Consider the following 22,943-nt stretch of genomic DNA (forward strand, 5'->3'; position numbering starts at 1 on the left):
ACACGCTAACCGGGTTTGTTCTGGTCGCAAATGTGCACTTTGTCAGACGCAGTTTGCCCTTTGACCCTGGTTACGTCGCGCCATCCCAGTACTGGCGCGGCCTGACGGCAAGCTGATCAGGCCTAACCCCGAGGGGGTATGGGAAAGCCCCACCCGCTGAACTTAGCGTGTGGGGGTCAGAGAAGAACTGGCCGCAGCTTCAAAAGCCGCGATCAAACAGCAAGCATAACTAGCAAAATTTGCCACGAGAACACCATTTCCGGAGAACCGAGAATGAAGACCAAACTAGCCCTGCTGGCTTCTGCCATCTCCCTGACTGTTTCTGCCGCTGCCATGGCCGAAAGCAAGGAGCTGAACATTTACAACTGGTCCGACTACATTGATCCACAGGACGTTGTGAAGTTTGAAGAAGCAACCGGCATCAAGGTGAACTACGACGTTTACGATTCCAACGAAGTACTGGAAAGCAAGATCATGGCGGGTAACACAGGTTACGACCTGGTGGTGCCAACCGGTTCTTTCCTGGAACGTCAGATCCAGGCTGGTATCTACGCTGAGATCGACAAGAGCAAACTGAAGAACTACGGCAACCTCGACAAGGAGTTGCTGGCCAAGGTTGCCCGTCACGATCCCAACAACGCCCATAGCGTTCCTTATGCCTGGGGCACCATTGGTCTGGGTTACAACATTGCCCAGCTGAAAGAGCGTCTGGGTGATATGCCGGTTGATTCCTACGACCTGCTGTTTGATCCAAAAATGGCTGCCAAGCTGAAAGACTGTGGTGTTGCGGTACTGGATTCGCCCGCTGAAATGATGGCAATCGCGCTGAACTACCTGGGTCTGGATCCAAACTCCGAAGACAAGAAAGACCTCGACAAGGCCGAAGCCCTGCTGAAAGCCACCCGTGACAACATCCGTTACTTCCACTCCAGCCAGTACATTGGCGATCTGGCCAACGGCGAGATCTGTCTGGCAGTTGGTTACAACGGCGACATCATGCAGTCCGTCAGCCGTGCTGACGAAGCTGGTCAGGGTGTTGAAGTGGCTTACGCCATTCCAAAGGAAGGTACCCTGGTATGGTTTGACTCCATGGCCATTCCAGCCGATGCACCTCACAAGGATGCAGCCTACAAGTTCATCGACTTTGTACTGTCTCCTGAAGTGGCTGCCGGTATCTCCAACTACGTCTATTACGCAGTACCTAACAAGGCCGCAGAGCCGCTGATCATCGATGAAGTTATCAACGATCCTGGTATCTACCCGACTGAAGCCGTGAAAGCCAAGTTGTTCCCACAGCAGGCCCACACTGCCAAGTTTGACCGTCTGCTGAACCGCGCATGGTCCAACGTGAAAACCGGTCGTTAATACCATTAGTTAGTCGATAACGACACGATCCATAACTAAAACAAAGGAGCCACACGCTGGCTCCTGCCCAAACGACTGCCTGGCAGTCCGTGGAAGCAAAGCTATGACTATCGCAGAAGTAAGCACGAAACCATCCCCCGCAACGGACAGCAGCCATAACCCGCTGACTTCTCCACAGCCAAGCCTGTGGCGTGATCCGGATGCCAAGCCCTTTGTGGTATTTGAGAACGTTACCAAGAACTTTGGTGATTTCACCGCTGTAGATAACATCAGTCTGAATATCTACCGTCGTGAGCTCTTTTGTCTGCTGGGAGGCTCAGGCTCGGGTAAAAGTACGCTGCTGCGTATGCTGGCCGGTTTCGAACAGCCTACTTCTGGTCGCATCCTGATTGACGGCGTTGACATGGCTGGTATCAAGCCATGGAACCGTCCGGTCAACATGATGTTTCAGTCCTACGCTTTGTTTCCGCACCTGACGGTGGAAAAGAACATCGCCTTTGGCCTCAAGCGTGAAGGCATTGCCGACAGCGATATCAAAAAGCGTGTCGCTGACATGCTCGACATGGTGCAGCTCGGCCATCTTGGCAAACGCAAGCCGCATCAGCTTTCCGGCGGTCAGCGTCAGCGTGTGGCATTGGCACGGGCACTGGTGAAAAAGCCCAAGCTGCTGCTGCTCGACGAACCACTGGGCGCGCTCGACAAGAAGCTGCGTGAAGAAACCCAGTTCGAGCTGATGAACATTCAGGAAGAAACCGGGGTGACCTTCGTGGTGGTAACCCACGACCAGGAAGAAGCCATGACCCTGGCGACCCGCATCGGCGTGATGAACACCGGCAACATCGTTCAGGTCGGTGAACCACACGATATTTACGAATACCCGAATTCTGCCTTTGTGGCGCGCTTTATCGGCTCGGTGAACCTGATTGAAGGTCACATCATCGAAGACGAAGTGGACCGCGTCCGCGTCAAGAGCAAACACATGGATGCGCCACTCTACATCAACCATGGCATTAGCTGCGCGCCGGGCCAGCAGGTCAATGTGGCGATCCGGCCGGAAAAAATCCTGCTCAGTCACGAGCTGCCGGAGCAGACCGACAACCGCTGTGAAGGCGTGATCGTCGATATCGCCTACATGGGCAGCATGTCGATCTTCCGCATCCACCTCGACAGTGGCATGGAAGTGCGGGTAACCCAGCCTAACGTCGCGCGCGACATGGGCGCTCGCTTTACCTGGAATGACCGCGTTCACCTCTATTGGGATGTGGACAGTGCTGTGGTACTGACCGCCTGAGGAGATGTCTGATGACTCAATCAACCGGAACAGCCGTGCTCGAACGGCTGTGGCAAATGTCGCGGCTGGGTAACGTCAACTGGGGTCGCCTGATGGTGATTGCAGTGCCGTACTTCTGGCTGGCGCTGTTTTTCTTTATCCCGTTTCTGGTGGTGTTCAAGATCTCGCTGAGCGAAAGCGCAATTGCGGTACCACCGTACACCGACCTGCTTGATCTGGATCTTGAAGAGGCCTACCTCAACATCAAGATCAACCTCGGTAACTACCTGTTCCTGTGGGAAGACAGCTTCTATCTGGATGCCTACCTCAGCTCCATCAAGATTGCGGCTATCTCTACCGTACTGACGCTGATTGTGGCGTTTCCGATTGCCTGGCTGATTGCCCGTTCGGAAGGTAACACCCGTACCATTCTGCTGGCGCTGGTAGTGCTGCCGTTCTGGACCTCGTTCCTGTTACGGGTTTACGCCTGGATGGCGCTGCTGAAAAAGAGTGGCCCGATCAACGACATCCTGATGGCGGTCGGCCTGATCGACCAGCCGCTCCAGATGCTGCAAACCGACTTTGCGGTCTACATCGGCATTGTTTACACCTACCTGCCGTTCATGGTGCTGCCGCTCTATACAGCGCTGGAAAAACTCGACATGACGCTGGTGGAAGCCGCTGCTGATCTCGGCTATCGGCCGATCCAGAGCTTCTTTGCGGTGATTGTGCCGATGGCGCTGCCGGGGATTGTCGCGGGCTGTTTGCTGGTGTTTATCCCGGTGGTGGGTGAGTACGTGATTCCGTCGCTGTTGGGTGGTTCCGATACCCTTATGATTGGCCGCGTATTGTGGGACGAATTCTCGATTAACCGTGACTGGCCGATGGCCTCGGCAGTAGCGATTGTGATGCTGGTGATCCTGGTGGTGCCAATCACGCTGGTACGTAACAGCAGCAAGCAGGAGGACGCCGCATGAGTAACCAACGTTCATGGCTGCTGATGAGTACCTCAGCGCTCGGTTTTCTGTTCCTCTATTTGCCGATTTTCTCGCTGGTCATCTACAGCTTTAACGAATCCAAGCTGGTGACCGTGTGGGGCGGCTGGTCGCTGAAGTGGTACGGCGAACTGTTCCGTAACGAACAGATCGTCAACGCTGCGATGCTGAGCTTCAAGGTCGCCATGATCAGCGCCACGCTGGCGGTGATTCTGGGCACCATGGCAGGTTTTGCCTTGCAGCGACTGGGCCGGTTCAAGGGCAAGATGATGTTTTCCGGCTGGATCTCGGCACCTCTGGTGATGCCAGACGTGATTACCGGTTTGTCATTGCTGCTGCTGTTCGTTGCACTGGAAAGCCTGTTCGGCTGGCCTGCCGGGCGTGGCACCCTGACCATCATCATCGCTCATACCACCTTCTGTATGGCCTATGTAGCCGTGATTGTGCAGTCGCGCCTGGCCGGTTTCGACGAAACCCTTGAAGAAGCCGCGATGGATCTGGGCGCCCGGCCATCGTCACTGTTCTTCCTGGTGACCCTGCCGTTGATCATGCCGGCGGTACTGTCTGGCTGGCTGCTGTCGTTCACCATGTCGCTCGACGACCTGGTTATCGCCAGCTTTGTATCTGGCCCGGGCAACAGCACGCTGCCAATGGTGATCTTCTCTAAAGTGCGGCTGGGCGTGACACCGGAAGTTAACGCGCTGGCAACGCTGATGATTCTGGTGGTAGCGATTGGTGTGTTTGTCGCCATGTGGCAAATGCGCAAACGGCCGGAACCGCAGTAAGCCGTTCAATTGCTCGTTCCCACGCCCGGCGTGGGAACGATTGCGCCACCGCCTGCAACGAAATAACCCAACTCAAGAGCATGTTATGAAAATCGGTATTCTTGCCACCGGCATCACGCCGGATGAAATGATTCCCCAATACGGCAGCTACGCCGATATGTTTGTACGCCTGTTCGCGCCGCTCAATCCCGGCTTTGACTATCAGGTGTACGACGTCCGGCTGGGAACATTTCCGGAGGCTGCCGACGAATGCGATGGCTGGATCATCACCGGTTCCAAATTCAGTGTTTACGAAGACATTGACTGGATTCACCAGCTGAAAGAATTCACCCGTGCCATTGGTGCCTCCCGCAAGCCGCTGGTCGGCATCTGTTTTGGTCATCAGCTGATGGCCGAAGCCTTTGGCGGCAAGGTCGAAAAATACACCGGTGGCTGGGGCGTGGGTGTTCACCAGTATCAGGTTCATGGTGCCCTGGCAGACAAGCTGTCCGGCCAGATTCGTGTTAACGCCGTGCATCAGGATCAGGTCTCGATTCTGCCAGCCGGTGCGGAAGTGGTCGCCAGCTCGGAATTCTGTCGTTACGCCGGTCTGAGCTACGACGGCGGCCGTATGGTGAGCCTGCAACCGCACCCGGAATTCACCCTCAAGTTCGAGGAAGACCTGCTGAAATTCCGTGGTGGTGACGGCATTCCAATGGACGCGGCTGCGCCCGGCATTGAGACCGCAACCGCGCCGAATGCCTGTGTTGATTCGCCGGTGATTGCCGAGTGGCTGCTGAGCGTGCTGCAGGGCAGTTACTGATCGCCTTAATGTTATCCCGGACGAGCTTGCGAGATCCGGGATTCATGCGGCTTCAATTTATCCAAACCCTTGCCGGAATTCTGCCATGCACGCTGACAGCCTGTACGCCAGCACCTGCCGCTATTCACTCGATTTTGCTGCCCTTGCAGGCGATATCCACGCCGATGTGACCATTATCGGTGGTGGCATGACAGGCGTTAGTGCGGCGCTGGAACTGGCCGAGCAGGGTTATCGGGTGGTCTTGCTGGAAGCTGAACAGCTGGCCTGGGGAGCTTCCGGTCGTTCCGGTGGCCAGATCATTGCCGGGGCCGGTGAAAACGGTGCCAGTTTGTTGAAACTGCTGGGCCAGGCCGATGCCCGCAAGGCGTTTCAGTTATCGCTGGAAGGCATCGAGCTGATCCGCCAGCGGGTTGAGCGTTACCAGATTCCCTGTGACCTGCAGAGTGGCCAGCTGGAAGTTGCCGCCCACGCCAGTCATGTCGATCATTTGCGGCGTTCAGTCGAGCTGCAACAACAGACCTTTGATTATCCGGTGCAGTTGCTGGATGCCGGGCAAACCGCCGCCAAAACCGGCAGCCTGGTATACCACGCGGCCGCCTGGGACCCCAATGGTGGTCACCTGCATCCGATGAACTACACCCTCGGGTTAGCCCAGGCTGCTGTGGCGGCGGGTGCGCAGGTGTATGAACACTCACAGGTTCGCAAGATTCATTACGGCCCCAAAACCCTGGTGAAAACCGACCAGGGCTCAGTCAGTAGCGATTTTCTGGTGGTGGCAGGTAACGCCTATCTGGACAAATTAGTGCCGGATATCGAGCGTTATATGATGCCGGTCGGTAGTTATATCTGTGCCACAGTGCCGCTGCCGGACAGCCTGCAGCCGACGGTTATACCGAGTAATGCTGCGGTATTCGATACCCGTAATCTGTTCAGCTACTACCGCAAGGACGGCGACGGCAGATTATTGTGGGGGGGCCGTGTTGGGCTCACCAACAAGCCGCCGAAAAATCTGCCGGGCATCATGCAAAAACGCATCGCAGCGACCTTCCCACAGCTCGGCAACATTGGCTTTGAGAAAAGCTGGTCCGGCAACGTCGCCGTCACCCGTTATCGCACCCCACACTTTGGCAAGCTGGCTTCCAACGTCTTTTTTGCTCACGGCTATTCTGGCCATGGCGTCGTGATGGCAGGAATGGGCGGCGCCTGTATCGCCCGCGCGATTCAGGGCCAGGCGGAACAGTTCCGCTTGCTGGAACGCTTCCCGGTGATGCCGTTACCGTCACGCGGCATCTTGCACTCGGCCGCACTGGCAGCAGCGATGATCTGGTTCCGGCTGCGTGATGCAGTGGGCTGATCGGCAAATCAGAATCAACGTTTCAGAACCAGCGTTGCGGCCAGGGCTTACCGGAAACCCAGCGGTGATAACCGTAGCCAAACAGTACGATGGTGAATACGCCGACGGCTACCGGAGTCACTAGAAAGTGCCAGCTGGCACCGGTGAGCATCGCCAGCAAGGGATTGGCTCCGGCTGGTGGATGAAGGGTATCGGTCAGCATCATCAACATCACGGCCAGCCCAACCGCCAGACCCAGACTCCAGCCATGCACACCGAACAGCGTCAGACAGCCAAGCCCGACCGCAGTGGTCAACAAATGGCCCAGCACAATATTGCGCGGTTGCGCCAGCGGGCTGGCCGGCAAACCAAACAAAATCACCATGGTGGCGCCAAACGGTGCCATCAACCACAAGCCATGCCCGAGTTCACCAATATAGCTGAGAGCGGTGATACAAGCGGCTGCCCCCATCCCTGCCAGTAAGGCTGTGATAAGGCCGGATGTGTTTATCCGGCTGATCAATAAATTCATCTGTAATCTCCCCAGGCCTGGTTATTTCTGATCCTGATTGTCAGGTAGACCGATCGGTCTCTTTTTAAGGTAGACAGATTGGTCTACCAGTGTCAACATGCATCGGATAATCAGGCTGGCGTTCACTCCTTGGCTGATGAGGAGCAGGGCAGGTCTGGGGAATGGAATTGAGCGAGGTTCAGGGTGGATAAGCGAGCACAATTGGTAGCGCAGGCCTTTCAGCTGTTCTACCAGCAAGGGATTTATGCGGTTGGTATCAACAAGGTGCTGGAGCACTCGGGGATAGCCAGAAAAACCCTCTATCACCACTTTGCCAGCAAGGAAGATCTGGTGGCCGCAACCGTTGCCTATCGGGACCAGATGTTTCGGGATTGGCTATTCGGCCGTATGGCGACGGTAGATGCGGGCAAGCCAGCCTTGCTGGCCATGTTTGCAGCACTGGATGACTGGTTTCACAACCGAGAGCCGCACATGCCGGAATTCCATGGCTGCTATTTCATCAACGTCAGTGCCGAGTTCTCTGACCCGACGCATCCGATTCATCAGCAATGTGCCGAACACAAGCGCTTGATACTGCAGCAGATCCAGCAACAACTGCAGGCTGCCGGTGTGCCTGCAGCCGAATGTGAGAGTCTGGCAGACCATATCGCCATGCTGAAAGAAGGGGCGATTGTGCAGGCGCATGTGATGGGCGACAAACAGGCTGCTATCAAGGCAGGCAGGCTGGTGGATGCGCTTGTCGGGGCCTGAAGAGTGCTTCATCTGCAAGCTCAGAAACTGTGCACCCGGCTGGAGAAAAACACCACGCCGGGCAGATCGCCCTGCATAAACTGATAGATAAAGCGTTCGGAGTTCAGCTCCAGAATACGGTAGCTGTAATAACGGGTTTCGCCGTCGCTGTTGGTGGTCACCGTGTTCATACGCTGGCTGGAGGCGTCGCATTGCCAGTGGCCTTGCAGGCGGTGGTCGGGTGAGCCATCGGCGTTGAGGAAATCAATCACCAGTTTGCCGTTATGGTCGCTGCGGGAAATCCAGCGAGTGATCTGGCCGTTCAGCAGGGTTTGTTGGCCACGCCAGACACCGGCCATTTGTTCGCAACGAAGCGGGCGCAGCGCGGCAGGTTGGGGGTGAGCGCTGGTATTCGGGCTGTCGCTGGCAGCGTTTTGGGTAACCGCAACGCCGCTCAGCAGCGGAGTCAACACAAGTACTAGAGTCAGGACAGCATTCATCTGTGATCCTCCCTCTGGAAGTGAATCCAACTTAGCACCGTTCAAAGCGCCGATACCAGTGGGTATGGCGATATTGTCCAACGTCTCCTAAATCCTGTTTTCGGAAATTTGAGATCCCCGCCGAATTGGCGATAAACCCTGACCTGGCGCCGTTATCTGTCGCTCCCTTGTTTATAATCCAGACAACTCACGCAGCCGCTGGCTGTATTCTTTTTCTGACAGGGTTTCGGTGCCAGCGCCGGAAATCACGGTAATGTTATGCGTTTGTCGATTGTGGACCAATCACCCGTCATGGCTGGTCATAGCGCCGCAGAAGCGGTGGGGCTGACAATAGATCTGGCTCGTTATTGTGACGAGCTGGGGTATCACAGATTCTGGGTTGCGGAGCACCACAACAGCAAACATTTCGCCAACCCCTGCCCGGAAATTCTGGCGACAGCGGTGGCATCCCGTACTCGTCGAATTCGGGTCGGCAGTGGTGGCGTGATGCTGTCGCATTACAATCCGCTCAAGGTGGCGGAGTGCTTTCGGATGCTGGCGACCCTGTTCCCCGATCGGATTGACCTTGGCATTGGTCGTGCGCCCGGCGGCAGTCAGCTGACGACGCGGGCACTGGCCTGGCCTCATGCGCCGTTACCGACTGAATTTTATGCTGAACAGGCGCAATTGCTGGCGGGTTTACTGCAAAACCAGTTGCCTGCGGATCACGGCTTTGCCGGTCTTCAGCTGATGCCGGATAACACTCCGACGCCAGCATTGTGGATGCTGGGCTCCAGTGGTGGCAGTGCCCGCCTGGCCGGGCAACTGGGCTATAAACTGGCGCTGGCACGGTTTATTGCTGCCGAACACTGCCAGCCGCAGATCTTTGCGGATTATCGTCAGGCCTGGCAGCAGGCCGGACATGAAGGGGAGCCGGAAACCTTGCTGGCGATTGCCTGTATCTGTGCCGAAACCGATGAGGAAGCTCGCTGGCGCGCAGGCACTGCGGTGTATCGCAAGCTGTCCATGCAGTTCGGCGGCCAGCCGGGGTTCGAACCGGAAGAGCCGTTGTTGTCGCCGGATCAGGTACAGGATCGTTATCGTCAGCTGCCGCGTTCGCAACAAGCCATATTTGACCAGATCCTGGCTGGCTACACCGTTGGCTCACCAGCCAACTGCATGGATGAAATCGAACGGCTGGCAGCTGAGTTTGGCGTGAACGAGATTGCTATGGTCTCGGTGACCCATACTCATCAGCAGCGGCTGGATAGTGTCAGGCTGATCGCCGAACAGGCGTTTTAGAAGACCGTTGGATAACTTGGGCGTTCAGGACGACGGAAGTGTCTTTCCGGGCTTGCCCCGGAATCCAGACGGTTGTGAATCGTTCGAGTCAGTGGATCCAGAATCGCTGCGCGTTCAGGAAGACGCAGGTGTCTTTCCGGGCTTGCCCCGGAATCCAGACGGTTGTGAGTAGTTCGAGTCAGTGGATCCTGAATCGCTGCGCGTTCAGGAAGACGGAAGCGTCTTTCCGGGCTTGCCCCGGAATCCAGACGGTTGCGAATCGTTTGAGTCAGTGGATACTGAATCGCTGCGCGTTCAGTATGACAGCGAATGTCACTGCCGCTGGAACAGAGTCGCCAGCGCTGCAGCCGCAATCTGCTGATCCTGCTCAGCCGTGGCACCGGAAATTCCGATGCCACCCAGCAGCTGGCCATTGTGCAGAATCGGCAAACCTCCGCCGAAAGCACACAGGCCCTGATTGCTGCCACTCATACCCAGCAGCTTTTCCTGCTCAATCACCTTGCCGAAGGCATCGGTCGGACAGCGGAACAGCACTGCGGTGCGAGCCTTGCGCTGGGCCACGTCAGACGAGCCGAGAAAGGCTTCGTCCATCCGCAGAAAACCCAGCGGGTTAGCACCGCTATCGACCACCGCCACACAAACCTGTAATTCCATTTGGGTGGCGCTGGCGACCGCCTGATCCAGCAGCTGACGTACCTGTTGACTGGTCAGAGTCATGATTGCTCCCGTCTTACAACTTGATGCAGATGTTTTTCAGCTCGGTGTAGAACTCCAGTCCGTGGACGCCACCTTCACGGCCAATACCGGATTGCTTGGCGCCACCAAAGGCAGTGCGCAGGTCGCGCAGGAACCAGGAGTTGATCCAGACGATACCGGCTTCCATTTGTTCCCCAACACGAATGGCTCGGGCTGAGTTTTCGGTCCAGATAGCGGCCGCCAGGCCGTAGTCGGTGTCGTTGGCCAGTGCGATCACTTCTTCTTCGGTATCGAACGGACGGATATGGCAGCAAGGGCCAAAGATTTCTTCCCTTACCACGCGGGCATTGTCGGCCAGGCCGGTCCAGATGGTCGGTTCGATCCAGGCGCCCTGGTTCAGCTCGGCGTCACCCATATCCGGGATGCCGCCGCCAATTTCGACAGTGGCGCCTTCTTCTTTGGCGAGGCCGTAGTAGTAGGCCACCTTGTCTCGGTGCTCGAGGCTCACCAGCGGGCCGAAGTTGGCATCAGGGTCTTCCGGACGGCCGAGCTTGAGTTTGGCCACTTCTTCTTTCATGCGGGCAAGGAACTGGTCGTACACGCCGCGCTGGACGTACACCCTTTCGGTACCAAGACAAACCTGACCACAGTTCACAAAGGCGGAACGCATGGTGCCTTCGACGGCTTTTTCAATGTCGCAGTCATCGAACACTATGCCGGGGTTTTTACCACCGCATTCCAGCGAGATATTGCGCAGGCCACAGGCCGCGGCCTTCATGATGATTTCACCGGTGCGGGTTTCGCCGGTAAAGGTGATGGCGTCAACGTCCTTGTGTTCGGTCAGGAAGGCACCAGCGGAATCCGGGCCAAAGCCGTGCACGACGTTGAAGACACCGGCCGGAACGCCGCATTCGTTCATCACTTCACCCAGCAGCGTGGTGGTGGCCGGGGTTTCTTCCGATGGTTTCACGACCACCGTGTTACCACAGGCCATGGCCGGGCCGACTTTCCAGGTCATCAGCAGCAGCGGCAGGTTCCACGGCGAAATCACCGCAATCACACCCTTGGGCGTGCGGTGGCCCATGTTGATGGCACCTTTACCATCCGGGGTATCCAGCCGGAAGCTTTCGGTCGGGTGGTTGGCGAGGGTTTCCGAGAAGGCCTTGAAGTTGGCGGCACCACGGGGAATATCGATATGGGAAGCAATGTGACGTGGCTTGCCGGTGTCGAGGCATTCGGCCACCAGAAACTCTTCAAAACGTTCGTTGATGCGGTCGGCAACCTTGTTCAGCAGCTCGATCCGTTTGGCTTGGCTGTATTTGGCCCAGGGGCCTTTAAGCGCCTGTTTGGCGGCGGCTACGGCAGCATCCACTTCTTCACGACCGGCTTCATGCACCAGGCCGATCAGGCTGTTATCAACCGGGTTGCGGTTTTCAAAGGTTTTACCGGACGCCGAGCTGACAAACTGTCCGTTAATAAAATGGCGGAATTCTTTCATAGCACTCAATACCCGTTTGTTATGTTTATGGACCGGGTGGCCGGCCAGGACGATCTATGCAGAATATCGTCACGACAAAGCTGCGAGACAGCGGCAAAAGCAAAATCAGATCATCCCGAATATGAGATGTTGAGGCTGCTTTTGTGGAATAACGGTCAGTGATGGCTGCTCAGCCGTGGCCCCATTGGTTGTTCATACGTCTGTTCGGCAGGCTGCTCAGATGGCTGGTTGCCGAGATAGTCGACAGCCGGCCGCAGTGCCGTCAGCGCTTCAGACTGGCGTACCTTGTTCATCACAAAATCGATAAAGGTGCGGGTTTTCAGCGGCAGGTTTTCGCGGTGTGGATAAAGCATGTTGGCGGGGCGGTCTTCGCAGTGCCAGGCAGGCATCAACTCAACCAGCTGGCCGGATTGCAAGGCATCACGCACGGTGTATTCCGGCAAGCAGCAGGCGCCAATGCCTTCCAGTACCGCATCCACCGCAAAGCGGATTTCGTCGGTGCGGAGCTGCGGTCGGGGGCTGATGGTTTCGCTGTCGCCAGCGTCGTTGTGGAAACGCCATACCGGCAGTCGCTTGAGGGCTACCAATGGCAGCGCCGCCAGTTCGGACGGCCGTTCAGGCATGCCGTATTGTTCGATAAAACCGACGCTGGCGCAGGCGACGATACGGGTCTGGAACAACGGCCGTGAAATCCAGTTGTTGAGTGTTACGCGGCCAAGCCGGAAGGCGATATCAATGCTGTTACGGGCCAGGTCGACGTTCTCGTTGGAAAGGAAAATCTCCACCGTAATGCGCGGGTTTTCGCGCATGAATTCCATCACCCACTGTTTGACGAAATGGTGGCCAAAGGTCACTGGCGCGGTGATCTTGATGTCGCCCGACAGCGACGACAGCTCACTGTTGACGTCTTCAACCTGGGTTTCCAGCTGATGCAAGGTGCTGCTGAGAGTCTGGTACAGGCGCTGGCCTGCTTCGGTCAGGCCAAAGGTTTTGGCGCTACGGTGGATCAGCTTGTAACCCAGCTCGGTTTCAAAGGTTTGCAGCCGCCGACTGAGGGTCGAGGTTGGAATATTGAGGAAGCGGGAGGCCGCTACCAGACTGCCTTTTTCGACCACTTTGATGAACAGGTAAAGATCCTGGTAATTCATATAAACACCTTCATTTTCGGGCTTTGGAATTCCCGTTTCAGGAGCCATTCGAAGCTGGCTTTTATTGGCTCGCCGGGTAGGATAAAAACTCCTTTCGACGGCGAGGGCGCTTTATGTCTGACTCTCTGACGGCTGCACCCACAGCACTGGCAGACAGTGTCGCGGTGCAGGTTTCACGGTCAGTGAAACCTGGCTGTGAAGCAGAATTTGAAGCCCTTTGTTCACAACTGACCGAGGCTGCCAGCCAGTTTGCCGGTTACCTCGGTGCCAATCTGTTTCGTCCTGGCGAAGGTTCGCCTGCGGACTACCGGATCGTTTTCCGGTTTGCCGACGTTACCGCGCTGGACGCCTGGGAACAGTCGCCGCAACGAGCGGGCATCCTTCAGGCTATCGAACCCCTGTTAGCGGCACCAAGCCAGCGGCAACGGCTGTCGGGCATTGCCTTGTGGTTCGACCTGCCAGATGCCCCGGCGCATCCAACCCCACCCAGATACAAAATGACGCTGGTCAGCTGGCTGGCCTTGTATCCCATCGTCACCCTGGTATTTCTGTTGTTCGGCGACTGGCTGCAACTGCTGCCGTTATTGCTGCGAACCCTGCTGGTGACGGCTCTGGTGATCTTCTTGATGACCTATGTGGCGATGCCACGACTGACCCGCTGGTTCCGTTTCTGGCTGTTTGCCGGACGTTAGGTCCGGATTCCTGTTCACCGTCTGAGCTGGTCCGGCCAACGTTGGGCATGGCCCAACCTACGTTTCTGTAATGTCTGTAGGATGGGCCGTGCCCATCAATATCGAGAGCTGTGGGTCTGGCGCTGGAAGCAAGCTCCCGACCCCAGACTCCAGGTCTCCGCAATCAGGTTGTAACGGTCAGGAAGCGTTCGTTCAGTTCACGGTCGTGATAGAAAATCGCCTTGCCAAGCTGGTCCGCAGTCCAGGTGATTGGCTCGTGATCCGGGTAGGTGTAGTTACCGCCTGCGAACACTTCGGTACGGTTGCCGGAAGGGTCGAAGAAATAAATGGTACGGCCGTTAGTCAGGCCATGTCGGGTCGGGCCAATATCAATCGGTGTGTCGGTCATGGAGATCAGGTCGGCGGCTTTCAGCACGTCTTCCCAGGTTTCCAGGAAATAGGATGAATGGTGGAACTGGTTTGGCTGGGGGTTTTCGATAAAGGCAATATCGTGCGCCTTCATGCCAACCGACATAAAGGAACCGATCAGGGTTTCGCTTTCGTCTGGAGCTATCACCCGTTCAGCCAGTTCAAAGCCCAGCACTTCAGTAAACAGTTTGGTGGTGGCGGGGACGTCTGGTCCGTACAGCAGGCAGTGGTCGTAACGTACAACCGCCATGCCCTTGAGGTCGCGTGGCCAGGCTTCCGGGTTGGTGTTTGATACCCCCCATTTGCCGGTCTGGGCCTTGCTGGCGAACAGTTCAAAGGTATGGCCGGTAGGTGCCTTGAAACGAATACGGCGGCCGCAGTCTTTCAGTTCACCAGCGGGAATTTCCTCAATTTCTACCGCGTGTTCGAGCAGGCGACCGCGCAGACGGTCGAGGGCTTCTTCGGAAACCACCTTGAAGCTCATAAAGTCCATACCGGCAGAATCGGATGGGCTGAGAATCACCGAGTACTTGTCGACCTCGGTCCAGGCCTTCAGGTAAACACGGCCCTGGTCGTCGCGATCCATTTCGATCAAGCCCATCAGATCGCAGTAATGTTTAACAGCTTCGTCCATATCGAGCACGCGAATCTGCACGTGCCCCGGACGCATCACACCGTATTTCATATGTTCACCATTGTTATATTTATAGATAAACGCTCGCCGGTGAGTGGCTCCCGGCGTTGGCCTGTAGCCTTCAGCAACCCCTGTGCCAGCGTCCGGTGAGTGGTGATCCCACTGGGTGATTAATTACAAGCTATTGAATTTATTGGAGTTATTGAACTCGAACCGACGTCTGGAAAGGCAAGAATTCTATATTCGGGATCTTGAAATGCCGGATCGATTTATCAAATGATCATCCAAAACCGGCGATTCACGATATGATGAATCCAAACTCTAACTATAAAGATAATAAAGATGAGTGAACGAACTCCGCTGACGGTGCCGGATACCCGCGACCTGATGCACCAGGTCCGCTTTGATCCGGACTCCGGCCATATCTGGCTCAATGAAAACCGCATGGTGCTGCTGCATGCCGCTGCGCTGGGGCAACTGCGCCGAGGACTGATTGAAAGTGTCGGCTGGGAACGCGCCAAGGGTGTTCTGATGCGCGCGGGTTATGCGGCCGGGCGACTGGATGCCGAGCTGGCCAAACGGGTGCGGCCAGGCTGCAGTGTGGCCGACGCCTTTGTGGTCGGGCCACAGCTTCACAAGCTTGAAGGCAAGGTCAAGGTGACGCCTATCCGCCTCGATATCAATCTTGAGACTGGCGACTATTATGGCGAATTCGACTGGCATCACTCCTGGGAAGCCGAGCAGCATTTGCATGAATTCGGCCCATCCGACGAGCCTGTATGCTGGACGCTGCTGGGGTATGCCAGTGGTTACACCAGCTATTTTATGGGTCGCAAGATTCTCTTTAAGGAAACCCAGTGCTGTGCCACCGGCAAGCATCATCATTGCGTCAATATTGGTCGCCCGGCTCATGAATGGCCGGACCGGCACGAGCTGGAAAAGTATTACGAACCGGATTCCGTGATTGAGGAACTGGAAGCCCTCAAACAGCGTTACGACCAGCTGAAGAGCCGTTATGAATCCGAACGTGACCGTGACCTGCTGCCGTTTGCAGCGGTGGGCCAGTCGGCGGCGTTCCGGCACGCCTGCGATGTGATTGCCCGCGCGGCACCGAGCAAGGTCAGCGTGCTGCTGCTGGGTGAAACCGGAGTCGGCAAGGAAGTGCAGGCTCGCAATATCCATCGCCTCAGTGAGCGCCGCGACGGACCATTTATTGCCGTCAACTGCGCCAGCATTCCACCGGACCTGATCGAAGCCGAGCTGTTTGGCGTTGAGCGCGGTGCCTATACCGGCGCCAACAGCAGCCGTGAAGGCAAGTTTGAGCGCGCCAATGGCGGCACCATTTTCCTCGACGAAGTGATCGAACTGTCGCCCCGCGCCCAGGCCAGCCTGCTACGGGTGTTACAGGAGGAAGAACTGGAGCGGGTGGGTGGCAGCCGGGTGCTGGCGATTGATGTGCGGGTGGTCGCGGCCACCAACGAAGATCTTGAGCAAGCGGTGCGGGAAGGCCGTTTCCGTGCCGACCTGTATTTCCGCCTCAGCGTACTGCCGGTGCGGATTCCATCATTGCGGGAACGCCGTGAAGATATTCCGCTATTGATTGAACACTTTCTCGATAAATACCAGAACCAGTACAACAAGCGGGTGCAGGGCATTACCGACAAGGCGTTGTCGATGCTGGAAGCCTACAGCTGGCCGGGTAATGTGCGGGAACTCGAAAACATGATTGAGCGCGGCGTGATTCTGACCGAACACCACCGGCCAATCGGTATTGAGCACTTTTTCCCGTCGCTGACGGAAACCAGCCATCCACTCAATATGCTTGATGCTGAAGGTCATATTGCTCCGGCAGCGCGAGCCGAAGGTCGTGGTGATCAGGCGGTGGCAGATTTGCTGGACGCTGGTGTCAGCCTCGAGGAGATCGAAAAACAACTGATCCAGCAGGCGCTCGAACGTAGCGGTGGCATAGTGACCGACGCCGCCCGTTCGCTGGGGTTGAGCCGACCGGCGTTCGCCTATCGCAAGGACAAGCACGGCTTGTAGCCCATACGCGTCATCTCGGCCCGGCCCAACCCTGGTTGGTCATGTTTGGAGGGTCCAGGCGTGCGTAGACAACAGCCTTTGAAAATATCACAGCCGCTGTTGGGACATGTCCCGACCCTGTGACGCTGACGTGGCAGCCATACGGCTTGGCCAGATTCTCCGCCTTATGGATCCTGAATCGCTACGCGTTCAGGATGACGGCTAAAATCCCCTGACTCCTGACTCCTGACTCCTGACTCCTGACTCCTGACTCCTGACTCCTGACCCTCTCCATTGCGCCATTTTCACCGATTCGCCTCTTGCTGCAGGAAACGGATAAAGCCCGTCCGGGTTCGGATAGTGGCCTTGTCGGCAGGCTTTTAATCTGACTATCACTGGTTCACGCGCCTTTGGCCCTTGCTGCTGCAAGGGTTGACTCCGCACCAGCACCGCCGCCGGTCACTGCTCGTAAGGCTCTCAGCGCCAGCAGTTGCACCGTCCGGGTGTTTATAAAATAACAAAATGGAGTGACGCTCATGACTCCCCAACTCGACCGACTTGAACAGAAAATCCGCAATGCCGTGGAAGCTGATCCGCAGACTGGCCACTTCCGCTGTGACCGCAGTGTCTTCACCGACAAAGAGCTGTTTGAACTGGAGATGAAACACATCTTCGAGGGCAACTGGATCTTCCTCGCCCACGAAAGCCAGATCGAAAATCCCGGTGACTACTACACCACCTACGCTGGTCGTCAGCCGATTGTGATTACCCGCACGGCTGATAACGAACTGAAGGCGTTCCTGAATGTGTGCTCCCATCGGGGTGCCACCTTGTGTCGCAAGAAGCGCGGCAACAAGTCGTCCTTTACCTGTCCGTTCCACGGCTGGACCTTCAAGAACGATGGTCGTTTGTTAAAGGCCAAGGATGAAAAGAAAGGCGGCTATCCAGACAGCTTCAACAAGGATGGCTCCCACGATATGACGGCGATGCCGCGTTTTGAAAACTACCGTGGCTTTTTGTTTGGCAGCCTCAATCCGGACGTGATGTCGCTGCGCGACTATCTGGGTGAAACCACCAAAGTGATCGATGCCATCGTCGATCAGGCGCCGCAAGGGCTGGAAGTACTGCGTGGTTCGTCCTCCTACACCTATGAAGGCAACTGGAAGCTGACTGCCGAAAACGGGGCCGACGGTTACCACGTCAGCACCGTGCACTGGAATTACCTGTCGACCATGGGCCAGCGCAACTATGAAAAAGGTGGCACCCAGGCGGTGGATGCCAAAAGCTGGTCTGGCGAAGGCGGTTTCTACGCCTACGACAATGGCCACATGATGTTGTGGACCCGCACCCAGAACCCGGAAGTTCGGCCGGTTTATTCACAACTGCAGCGGCTGGAACAGCAGCTGGGTGAAGCCCGCGCTGACTTTATCGTGCGGACCACCAAAAACCTCTGCCTGTACCCCAACGTCTATCTGATGGACCAGTTTTCCACCCAGATCCGGGTACTGCGTCCCATCGACGTCAACAAGACCGAAGTGACCATCTACTGCTGGGCCCCCAAAGGCGAGCCTGCAGCCGAACGTACCAAACGGATTCGTCAGTACGAAGACTTCTTTAACGTCTCCGGCATGGGCACGCCAGACGATCTGGAAGAATTCCGCGGCTGTCAGGAAGGTTTTGCCGCCACCAACATGAAGTGGAGCGATATGAGCCGAGGTGCCGATCACTGGATCGAAGGCGCTGACCATTGGGCCCAACGCATTGGCATGCAACCGTTGATGAGTGGTGCCCGGCCGGAAGACGAAGGCCTTTACATCAAGCATCACCAGCACTGGGTGGAAGAAATGAGCAAGGCGATTGCCACCGAGCGCGCCCGCTATATCTCACTGGTTCAGCAGGAGGCCAACCAATGAACATGACGTTTGAACAGATCCAGGCATTTATCCACCGCGAAGGACGCTTGCTGGATGACCGCGAATGGGACCAGTGGCTCGACTGTTATCACCCGGATGCCGTGTTCTGGATGCCCTGCTGGGACGACAACGACGAGTTGACCGAAGATCCGCAAAGCGAGATCTCGCTGATCTATTACCCCAACCGTAATGGTCTGGAAGATCGTGTCTACCGCCTTAAAACCGAGCGCTCCGGCGCCAGCTCGCTACCGGAGCCACGCACCCTGCACCTGGTCAGCAATCTGGAAATCCTTGAGCGTAACGGCGACGAAGTGAAGCTGCGCTTCAACTGGCAGACCAACAGCTATCGCTACCACACCACCAACACCTTTTATGGGGTGAACTTCTACAGCCTCGATTGCAGTGGCGAGCAGCCGCTGATTACCAACAAGAAGGTGGTGTTGAAAAACGATTACATCAATCAGGTGATTGATGTCTATCACCTGTAAGTCTGGAGGTCATGATGAGTTACAACATCGCCTTGAATTTTGAAGATGGCGTGACCCGGATGATCTGCTGCAACGAGGGCGAAACCGTCCTCGATGCTGCCTACCGGGCGCAGATCAATTTGCCGATGGACTGCTCGGATGGCGTCTGTGGTACCTGCAAGGGCAGCTGTCAGCAGGGCAAGTTTGAACTGGGTGACGATTACCTGGAAGAAGCCCTGAGCGTCGATGAAGCCGCCAATGGCATGGTTTTAACCTGCCAGATGGTACCGTCCAGCGACTGTGTGGTGAATATTCCGGCGGCTGCCAGCCTCTGCAGCAAGCAGGCGAATCAGGCGCTGACCACCACAATCTCTGAGGTCAGCTTGCTGTCAGCAACGGCGCTTGAGCTCAAGGTCAGCGCCGCCCAAGGGCTGGGCTTCCTGCCGGGCCAGTACGTCAATATTCAGGTACCGGGCAGCGAGCAGACACGAGCCTATTCGTTCAGCTCTAAACCGGGCAGTGCCGAGATGAGTTTTCTGATTCGTAATGTGCCGGGCGGACTGATGAGCAGCTGGCTCGCAAGCCAGGCCAAAGCCGGTGATCAACTGACGCTGACAGGCCCGTTGGGGGTGTTTTACTTGCGGGCGGTAGAACGGCCGGTATTGATGCTGGCCGGAGGGACCGGTCTGGCGCCGTTCCTGTCAATGCTGGAGTCCCTCAGGGACAAGCCGCCGTCACAGCCGGTGCATCTGATTTATGGCGTCACCAACGACGATGATCTGGTCTGTGTTGAAGCGCTGCAGACCTTTGCTGATCAGATCGCCAACTTCAGTTTCAAAACCGTGATTGCCAACCCGGACAGCGCGCACCCCAACAAGGGCTACGTTACCAACCACATGGATGAAGCACCGCTGAACGACGGCGATGTGGACGTTTACCTGTGTGGGCCGCCTCCCATGGTCGACGCAGTATTGGGGTATTTCCGCCAGCAAGGCGTTGAGCCGCATGGCTTCTATTACGAGAAGTTCAGCGCCAGTGCTGCTGTGGCCAGCAGTGCTGCCTGATTATCGGGCAGGGAGGCAGATTTGAAGCAGGTCGGATAAGGGCGCGAAGCGACTGCCATCCGACCAGGCCTGCAGCCGTGTGATTCGGAATTGTCGGATGGCGCAGGCTTATCCGACCTACCGTCGGAATCCGGCGAGTTGGCTCCGCCACGGCGATCCAAACCATAACAACAGGAATAACCCATGCGCGAGAATCGTTTTGAAAACAAGGTCGTGATCGTTACCGGTGCGGCTCAGGGTATTGGCCGTGCGGTGGCAGAATCCATGGCCGCTGAAGGCGCCACACTGGCGCTGATTGATCTGTCGCCGATTGTTGAGGAAGTGGTGGCCGCCTGTCTGCAACAGGGCTCACCCAACTGCATTTACCGGCTTGCCAATCTAGAGCAATACGAATCCGCCAGCGATGCGATTCACTCGGTCATCCGCGAGCTCGGGCGGGTTGATGTGCTGGTCAACAACGTTGGCGGCACCATCTGGGCCAAGCCCTATGAGGCCTACGAACCGCACCAGATTGAAAAGGAAATCAACCGCTCACTCTATCCAACCTTGTGGGGCTGCCATGCAGTGCTGGAAACCATGCAGGCCCAGCGCAGTGGCGTGATCGTCAACGTTTCATCAATTGCCACCCGCGGCCTTAACCGGGTGCCCTATGCGGCTGCCAAAGGCGGTGTTAATGCCATCACGGCCTGCCTGGCGTTCGAAAACGCCGACAAGGGCGTTCGGGTAAACGCCATTGCGCCGGGCGGCACCGACGTTGGCCCGCGGCGAATTCCCCGCAATACCGAAAACCAGAGCGAGCAGGAAAAAGTCTGGTACCAGCAGATCGTCGATCAAACCATCGACTCCAGCCTGATGAAACGCTACGCCACCCCGCAGGAACAGGCCAACGCCATTCTGTTCCTCGCTTCGGATGAATCTTCTTACCTCACCGGTAGCGTGATTCCGGTTGGAGGCGGGGACCTGGGGTAACGTGCTGCCAGCGGCTTTGGGGTCAACGCTGTTGTCACGACATGTCGTGACCCTACGACCCAGAACCACGCATCACCTCCGTAGGGGCAAGGCATGCCTTGCCAGCGACTTTGGGGTCAACGCTGTTGTCACGACAGGTCGTGACCCTACGACCCAGAACCACGCATCACCTCCGTAGGGGCAAGGCATGCCTTGCCAGCGGCTTTTAGGAATCAAGGCTGTCGTCACGACATGTCGTGACCCTACGACCCAGAACCACGCATCACCTCCGTAGGGGCAAGGCATGCCTTGCCAGCGGCTTTTGGGAATCAACGCTGTCGTCACGACGCACCTCACAAAGGTAGCGGTGACGGTTTGAAGCAGACAGACACAAGGCTGCATAATCTGGTCATCGCCTCGAAAGGATTCAGCATGGCCAAACGTCGTTTACCTGGTTGCAACGTCTGTGGTGGCCGATTACGCCAGATCGGCAAAATTGCTCCCGATAACTTCACTCCTTACCTCATTTACACACCGGCAATAGATAAGATTGCCCCCCGGGACGGCGCTGGTTGGTTTGCAGCTTCGCTGATGCTTGGCATGCTTGTTTCAAGCCCTTTGTGGGCCGAACAGCTGTCACTGGCGATTGCGATTATCTGTGGCGCTGGTGGACTGGGTGCATGGTTGTGGCGACGTCCTCGGGATTTGTACCGTTGCGGTCAATGCGGCGGTGAGTTTGTTGGCAGACAACTGTGGCCGCTCAAGCGTTTTTAACTCTGAATAATCATGGATGACCAATATGAGTAGAGAGCAGCTGATCAAAGACATCGAAGCTGTATTTGGACCGCTTGCTTACCCGTCTGGACCATTGACAGATTCTTGTTATGACGAAGGAATTGCAGCCTTTTTCTCAGGTAAACGCTGGCAGGAACTGACGATTATTGAGCTGCGTCGTTATTCCGCAGCCTTGTCATTTCTGCAACCTGAAGCGTTTCGTTATTTTCTGCCTGCGTTTATGCGAGCTGAGCTGATTGATCCTGCAAGCGCCGATGTTATCGGCCAGTCGATCGTCTATAAATTCGCCGAACCGGAAGCCTTTTGGGCTGCTACCTATGAACAGCGACTGGCGCTGTTTTCAGCCGCAGAAAAGCGCGTGATCCTGGAGTTTCTGGATTACATGCAAACGACTTATGGGCAATTTGAAGACGATGTGATTTATGCAGCCTCGCGGCTGCTTTGAGCCATCGCTATCCTGCTCGTGCAAGTTCTGCCGCTTCTGGCCGCTGGCTGCACAATCTGGCTAGCCTGCTGCAGGATCTGGCTAGTGGTTCAACTTTGGCGCTGTGTACCCTGCTGAATACCCGAGCCAGAGACTCGGAAAATCCAATAACAATAATCAGCGAGATTACCATGAGTGATGTTTCTGCCGCGTCGTCGGCTGCCGTTTCCCGTTCCCCAAAACCGCGTGTTATCGTGCCGTCCGGAATGGAGTTTGTGCGTGACGAGATTGGTTATGCGCCTGCGGTGCTGGCCAATGGCACCCTCTATATCGCCGGTCAGATTGGCCGCGACGATAACCGCCAGCTGGTGGTGGAGAAGGAAGCCCAGTTTGTACAGGTGTTCGAGAATATGCGGCGGGTGCTGGAAAGCGCCGGAGCCCGCTTCGACAATCTGGTCGAGATGACCAGCTTCCATACCGACATGCGTGATTTGCCCTTGTTTATGCAGGTACGGGATCGTTATCTGGCTGGTGTACAGGTGGCCTGGACGGCGATTGGTGCCGCTCAGTTGTGCGGTGCACCCGGCTATTTTCTCGAAGTGAAGGCGATTGCGCAGCTTGATTCATTGTGATTTTGGCGGG

The 22,943-nt window shown here is 56.6% G+C and carries 23 protein-coding genes; 17 read left to right on the forward strand and 6 right to left on the reverse strand.

The window, feature by feature from the left end; all coding sequences use genetic code 11:
* The first annotated feature begins 273 nt into the window (after window positions 1-273).
* The 6 genes from K6123_RS03510 to K6123_RS03535 all read left to right on the forward strand — a co-directional run bounded on the left by K6123_RS03510 (window position 274) and on the right by K6123_RS03535 (window position 6,571).
* On the forward strand, window positions 274-1,365 hold the full coding sequence (locus K6123_RS03510) for a polyamine ABC transporter substrate-binding protein (protein ID WP_221794141.1): 1,092 nt from the start codon (window positions 274-276) through the stop codon (window positions 1,363-1,365).
* 103 nt (window positions 1,366-1,468) lie between these two features.
* Window positions 1,469-2,656 (forward strand): ABC transporter ATP-binding protein, encoded by a 1,188-nt coding sequence (locus K6123_RS03515; protein ID WP_221794143.1) that lies wholly within the window; start codon window positions 1,469-1,471, stop codon window positions 2,654-2,656.
* Between the two features lie 11 nt (window positions 2,657-2,667).
* Window positions 2,668-3,612, forward strand: a complete 945-nt coding sequence (locus K6123_RS03520; protein WP_221794145.1) for an ABC transporter permease subunit — start codon at window positions 2,668-2,670, stop codon at window positions 3,610-3,612.
* Complete coding sequence (locus K6123_RS03525) at window positions 3,609-4,415, forward strand: ABC transporter permease subunit (protein WP_221794147.1); 807 nt, start codon at window positions 3,609-3,611, stop codon at window positions 4,413-4,415. Before K6123_RS03520 ends, K6123_RS03525 begins: the two co-directional genes overlap by 4 nt.
* 85 nt (window positions 4,416-4,500) lie before the next feature.
* Window positions 4,501-5,217, forward strand: a complete 717-nt coding sequence (locus K6123_RS03530) for a type 1 glutamine amidotransferase (RefSeq protein ID WP_221794149.1) — start codon at window positions 4,501-4,503, stop codon at window positions 5,215-5,217.
* Between the two features lie 85 nt (window positions 5,218-5,302).
* Window positions 5,303-6,571 carry an NAD(P)/FAD-dependent oxidoreductase gene (locus K6123_RS03535; protein ID WP_221794152.1) on the forward strand — a complete coding sequence of 423 codons (1,269 nt, stop codon included), beginning with the start codon at window positions 5,303-5,305 and terminating at the stop codon, window positions 6,569-6,571.
* A gap of 22 nt (window positions 6,572-6,593) precedes the next feature.
* On the opposite strand, the gene K6123_RS03540 is transcribed toward K6123_RS03535, so the two are convergent.
* The gene (locus K6123_RS03540) at window positions 6,594-7,082 is read right to left on the reverse strand and encodes an HPP family protein (protein ID WP_246624575.1); all 489 of its coding nucleotides are present in this window, start codon (window positions 7,080-7,082) and stop codon (window positions 6,594-6,596) included.
* 183 nt (window positions 7,083-7,265) lie between these two features.
* Here K6123_RS03540 and K6123_RS03545 point away from each other — a divergent pair, with 183 nt between their 5' ends.
* Window positions 7,266-7,832, forward strand: a complete 567-nt coding sequence (locus K6123_RS03545; protein WP_221794153.1) for a TetR/AcrR family transcriptional regulator — start codon at window positions 7,266-7,268, stop codon at window positions 7,830-7,832.
* 20 nt (window positions 7,833-7,852) lie between these two features.
* Here K6123_RS03545 and K6123_RS03550 read toward each other — a convergent pair whose 3' ends face one another.
* Window positions 7,853-8,311, reverse strand: a complete 459-nt coding sequence (locus K6123_RS03550; RefSeq protein ID WP_221794155.1) for a hypothetical protein — start codon at window positions 8,309-8,311, stop codon at window positions 7,853-7,855.
* 258 nt (window positions 8,312-8,569) lie between these two features.
* Between K6123_RS03550 and K6123_RS03555 the strand changes: the two genes are divergently transcribed.
* The gene (locus tag K6123_RS03555; protein ID WP_221794157.1) at window positions 8,570-9,592 is read left to right on the forward strand and encodes an MsnO8 family LLM class oxidoreductase; all 1,023 of its coding nucleotides are present in this window, start codon (window positions 8,570-8,572) and stop codon (window positions 9,590-9,592) included.
* A gap of 312 nt (window positions 9,593-9,904) precedes the next feature.
* Here K6123_RS03555 and K6123_RS03560 read toward each other — a convergent pair whose 3' ends face one another.
* The 3 genes from K6123_RS03560 to K6123_RS03570 form a co-directional block, all read right to left on the reverse strand.
* The gene (locus tag K6123_RS03560) at window positions 9,905-10,309 is read right to left on the reverse strand and encodes a GlcG/HbpS family heme-binding protein (RefSeq protein WP_221794159.1); all 405 of its coding nucleotides are present in this window, start codon (window positions 10,307-10,309) and stop codon (window positions 9,905-9,907) included.
* Window positions 10,310-10,322: 13 nt separating this feature from the next.
* Entirely contained in the window at window positions 10,323-11,786 is a 1,464-nt protein-coding gene (locus K6123_RS03565) for a 2-hydroxymuconic semialdehyde dehydrogenase (RefSeq protein ID WP_221794161.1), read from the reverse strand.
* 155 nt (window positions 11,787-11,941) lie between these two features.
* On the reverse strand, window positions 11,942-12,934 hold the full coding sequence (locus K6123_RS03570; RefSeq protein ID WP_221794163.1) for a LysR family transcriptional regulator: 993 nt from the start codon (window positions 12,932-12,934) through the stop codon (window positions 11,942-11,944).
* Between the two features lie 113 nt (window positions 12,935-13,047).
* On the opposite strand from K6123_RS03570, the gene K6123_RS03575 reads away from it, so the two are divergent.
* On the forward strand, window positions 13,048-13,626 hold the full coding sequence (locus K6123_RS03575; RefSeq protein ID WP_221794165.1) for an antibiotic biosynthesis monooxygenase: 579 nt from the start codon (window positions 13,048-13,050) through the stop codon (window positions 13,624-13,626).
* Window positions 13,627-13,789: 163 nt separating this feature from the next.
* Here the strand turns inward: K6123_RS03575 and K6123_RS03580 are convergent, their stop codons facing one another.
* A complete protein-coding gene (locus K6123_RS03580) occupies window positions 13,790-14,719 on the reverse strand; it encodes a catechol 2,3-dioxygenase (RefSeq protein ID WP_221794167.1) in 930 nt (309 codons plus the stop codon).
* Window positions 14,720-15,010: 291 nt separating this feature from the next.
* Between K6123_RS03580 and K6123_RS03585 the strand changes: the two genes are divergently transcribed.
* The 8 genes from K6123_RS03585 to K6123_RS03620 all read left to right on the forward strand — a co-directional run bounded on the left by K6123_RS03585 (window position 15,011) and on the right by K6123_RS03620 (window position 22,933).
* The gene (locus K6123_RS03585) at window positions 15,011-16,711 is read left to right on the forward strand and encodes a sigma-54-dependent Fis family transcriptional regulator (protein WP_221794169.1); all 1,701 of its coding nucleotides are present in this window, start codon (window positions 15,011-15,013) and stop codon (window positions 16,709-16,711) included.
* A gap of 515 nt (window positions 16,712-17,226) precedes the next feature.
* Complete coding sequence (locus K6123_RS03590) at window positions 17,227-18,603, forward strand: SRPBCC family protein (RefSeq protein WP_221794171.1); 1,377 nt, start codon at window positions 17,227-17,229, stop codon at window positions 18,601-18,603.
* Window positions 18,600-19,091, forward strand: coding sequence for a benzoate 1,2-dioxygenase small subunit (benB, locus tag K6123_RS03595; RefSeq protein WP_221794173.1), 492 nt, complete (start codon window positions 18,600-18,602; stop codon window positions 19,089-19,091). Before K6123_RS03590 ends, benB begins: the two co-directional genes overlap by 4 nt.
* A gap of 14 nt (window positions 19,092-19,105) precedes the next feature.
* Window positions 19,106-20,134 carry a benzoate 1,2-dioxygenase electron transfer component BenC gene (benC, locus tag K6123_RS03600; protein WP_281423885.1) on the forward strand — a complete coding sequence of 343 codons (1,029 nt, stop codon included), beginning with the start codon at window positions 19,106-19,108 and terminating at the stop codon, window positions 20,132-20,134.
* Between the two features lie 183 nt (window positions 20,135-20,317).
* Window positions 20,318-21,103, forward strand: coding sequence for a 1,6-dihydroxycyclohexa-2,4-diene-1-carboxylate dehydrogenase (locus tag K6123_RS03605; protein ID WP_221794176.1), 786 nt, complete (start codon window positions 20,318-20,320; stop codon window positions 21,101-21,103).
* A gap of 411 nt (window positions 21,104-21,514) precedes the next feature.
* A complete protein-coding gene (locus K6123_RS03610; RefSeq protein WP_221794178.1) occupies window positions 21,515-21,856 on the forward strand; it encodes a hypothetical protein in 342 nt (113 codons plus the stop codon).
* Between the two features lie 16 nt (window positions 21,857-21,872).
* Window positions 21,873-22,322, forward strand: coding sequence for a DUF6714 family protein (locus tag K6123_RS03615; RefSeq protein ID WP_221794180.1), 450 nt, complete (start codon window positions 21,873-21,875; stop codon window positions 22,320-22,322).
* Window positions 22,323-22,492: 170 nt separating this feature from the next.
* The gene (locus tag K6123_RS03620) at window positions 22,493-22,933 is read left to right on the forward strand and encodes a RidA family protein (protein WP_221794182.1); all 441 of its coding nucleotides are present in this window, start codon (window positions 22,493-22,495) and stop codon (window positions 22,931-22,933) included.
* Window positions 22,934-22,943: the final 10 nt, after the last annotated feature.

Source organism: Oceanobacter mangrovi, assembly GCF_019740315.1.
Lineage (GTDB): Bacteria > Pseudomonadota > Gammaproteobacteria > Pseudomonadales > Oceanobacteraceae > Oceanobacter > Oceanobacter mangrovi.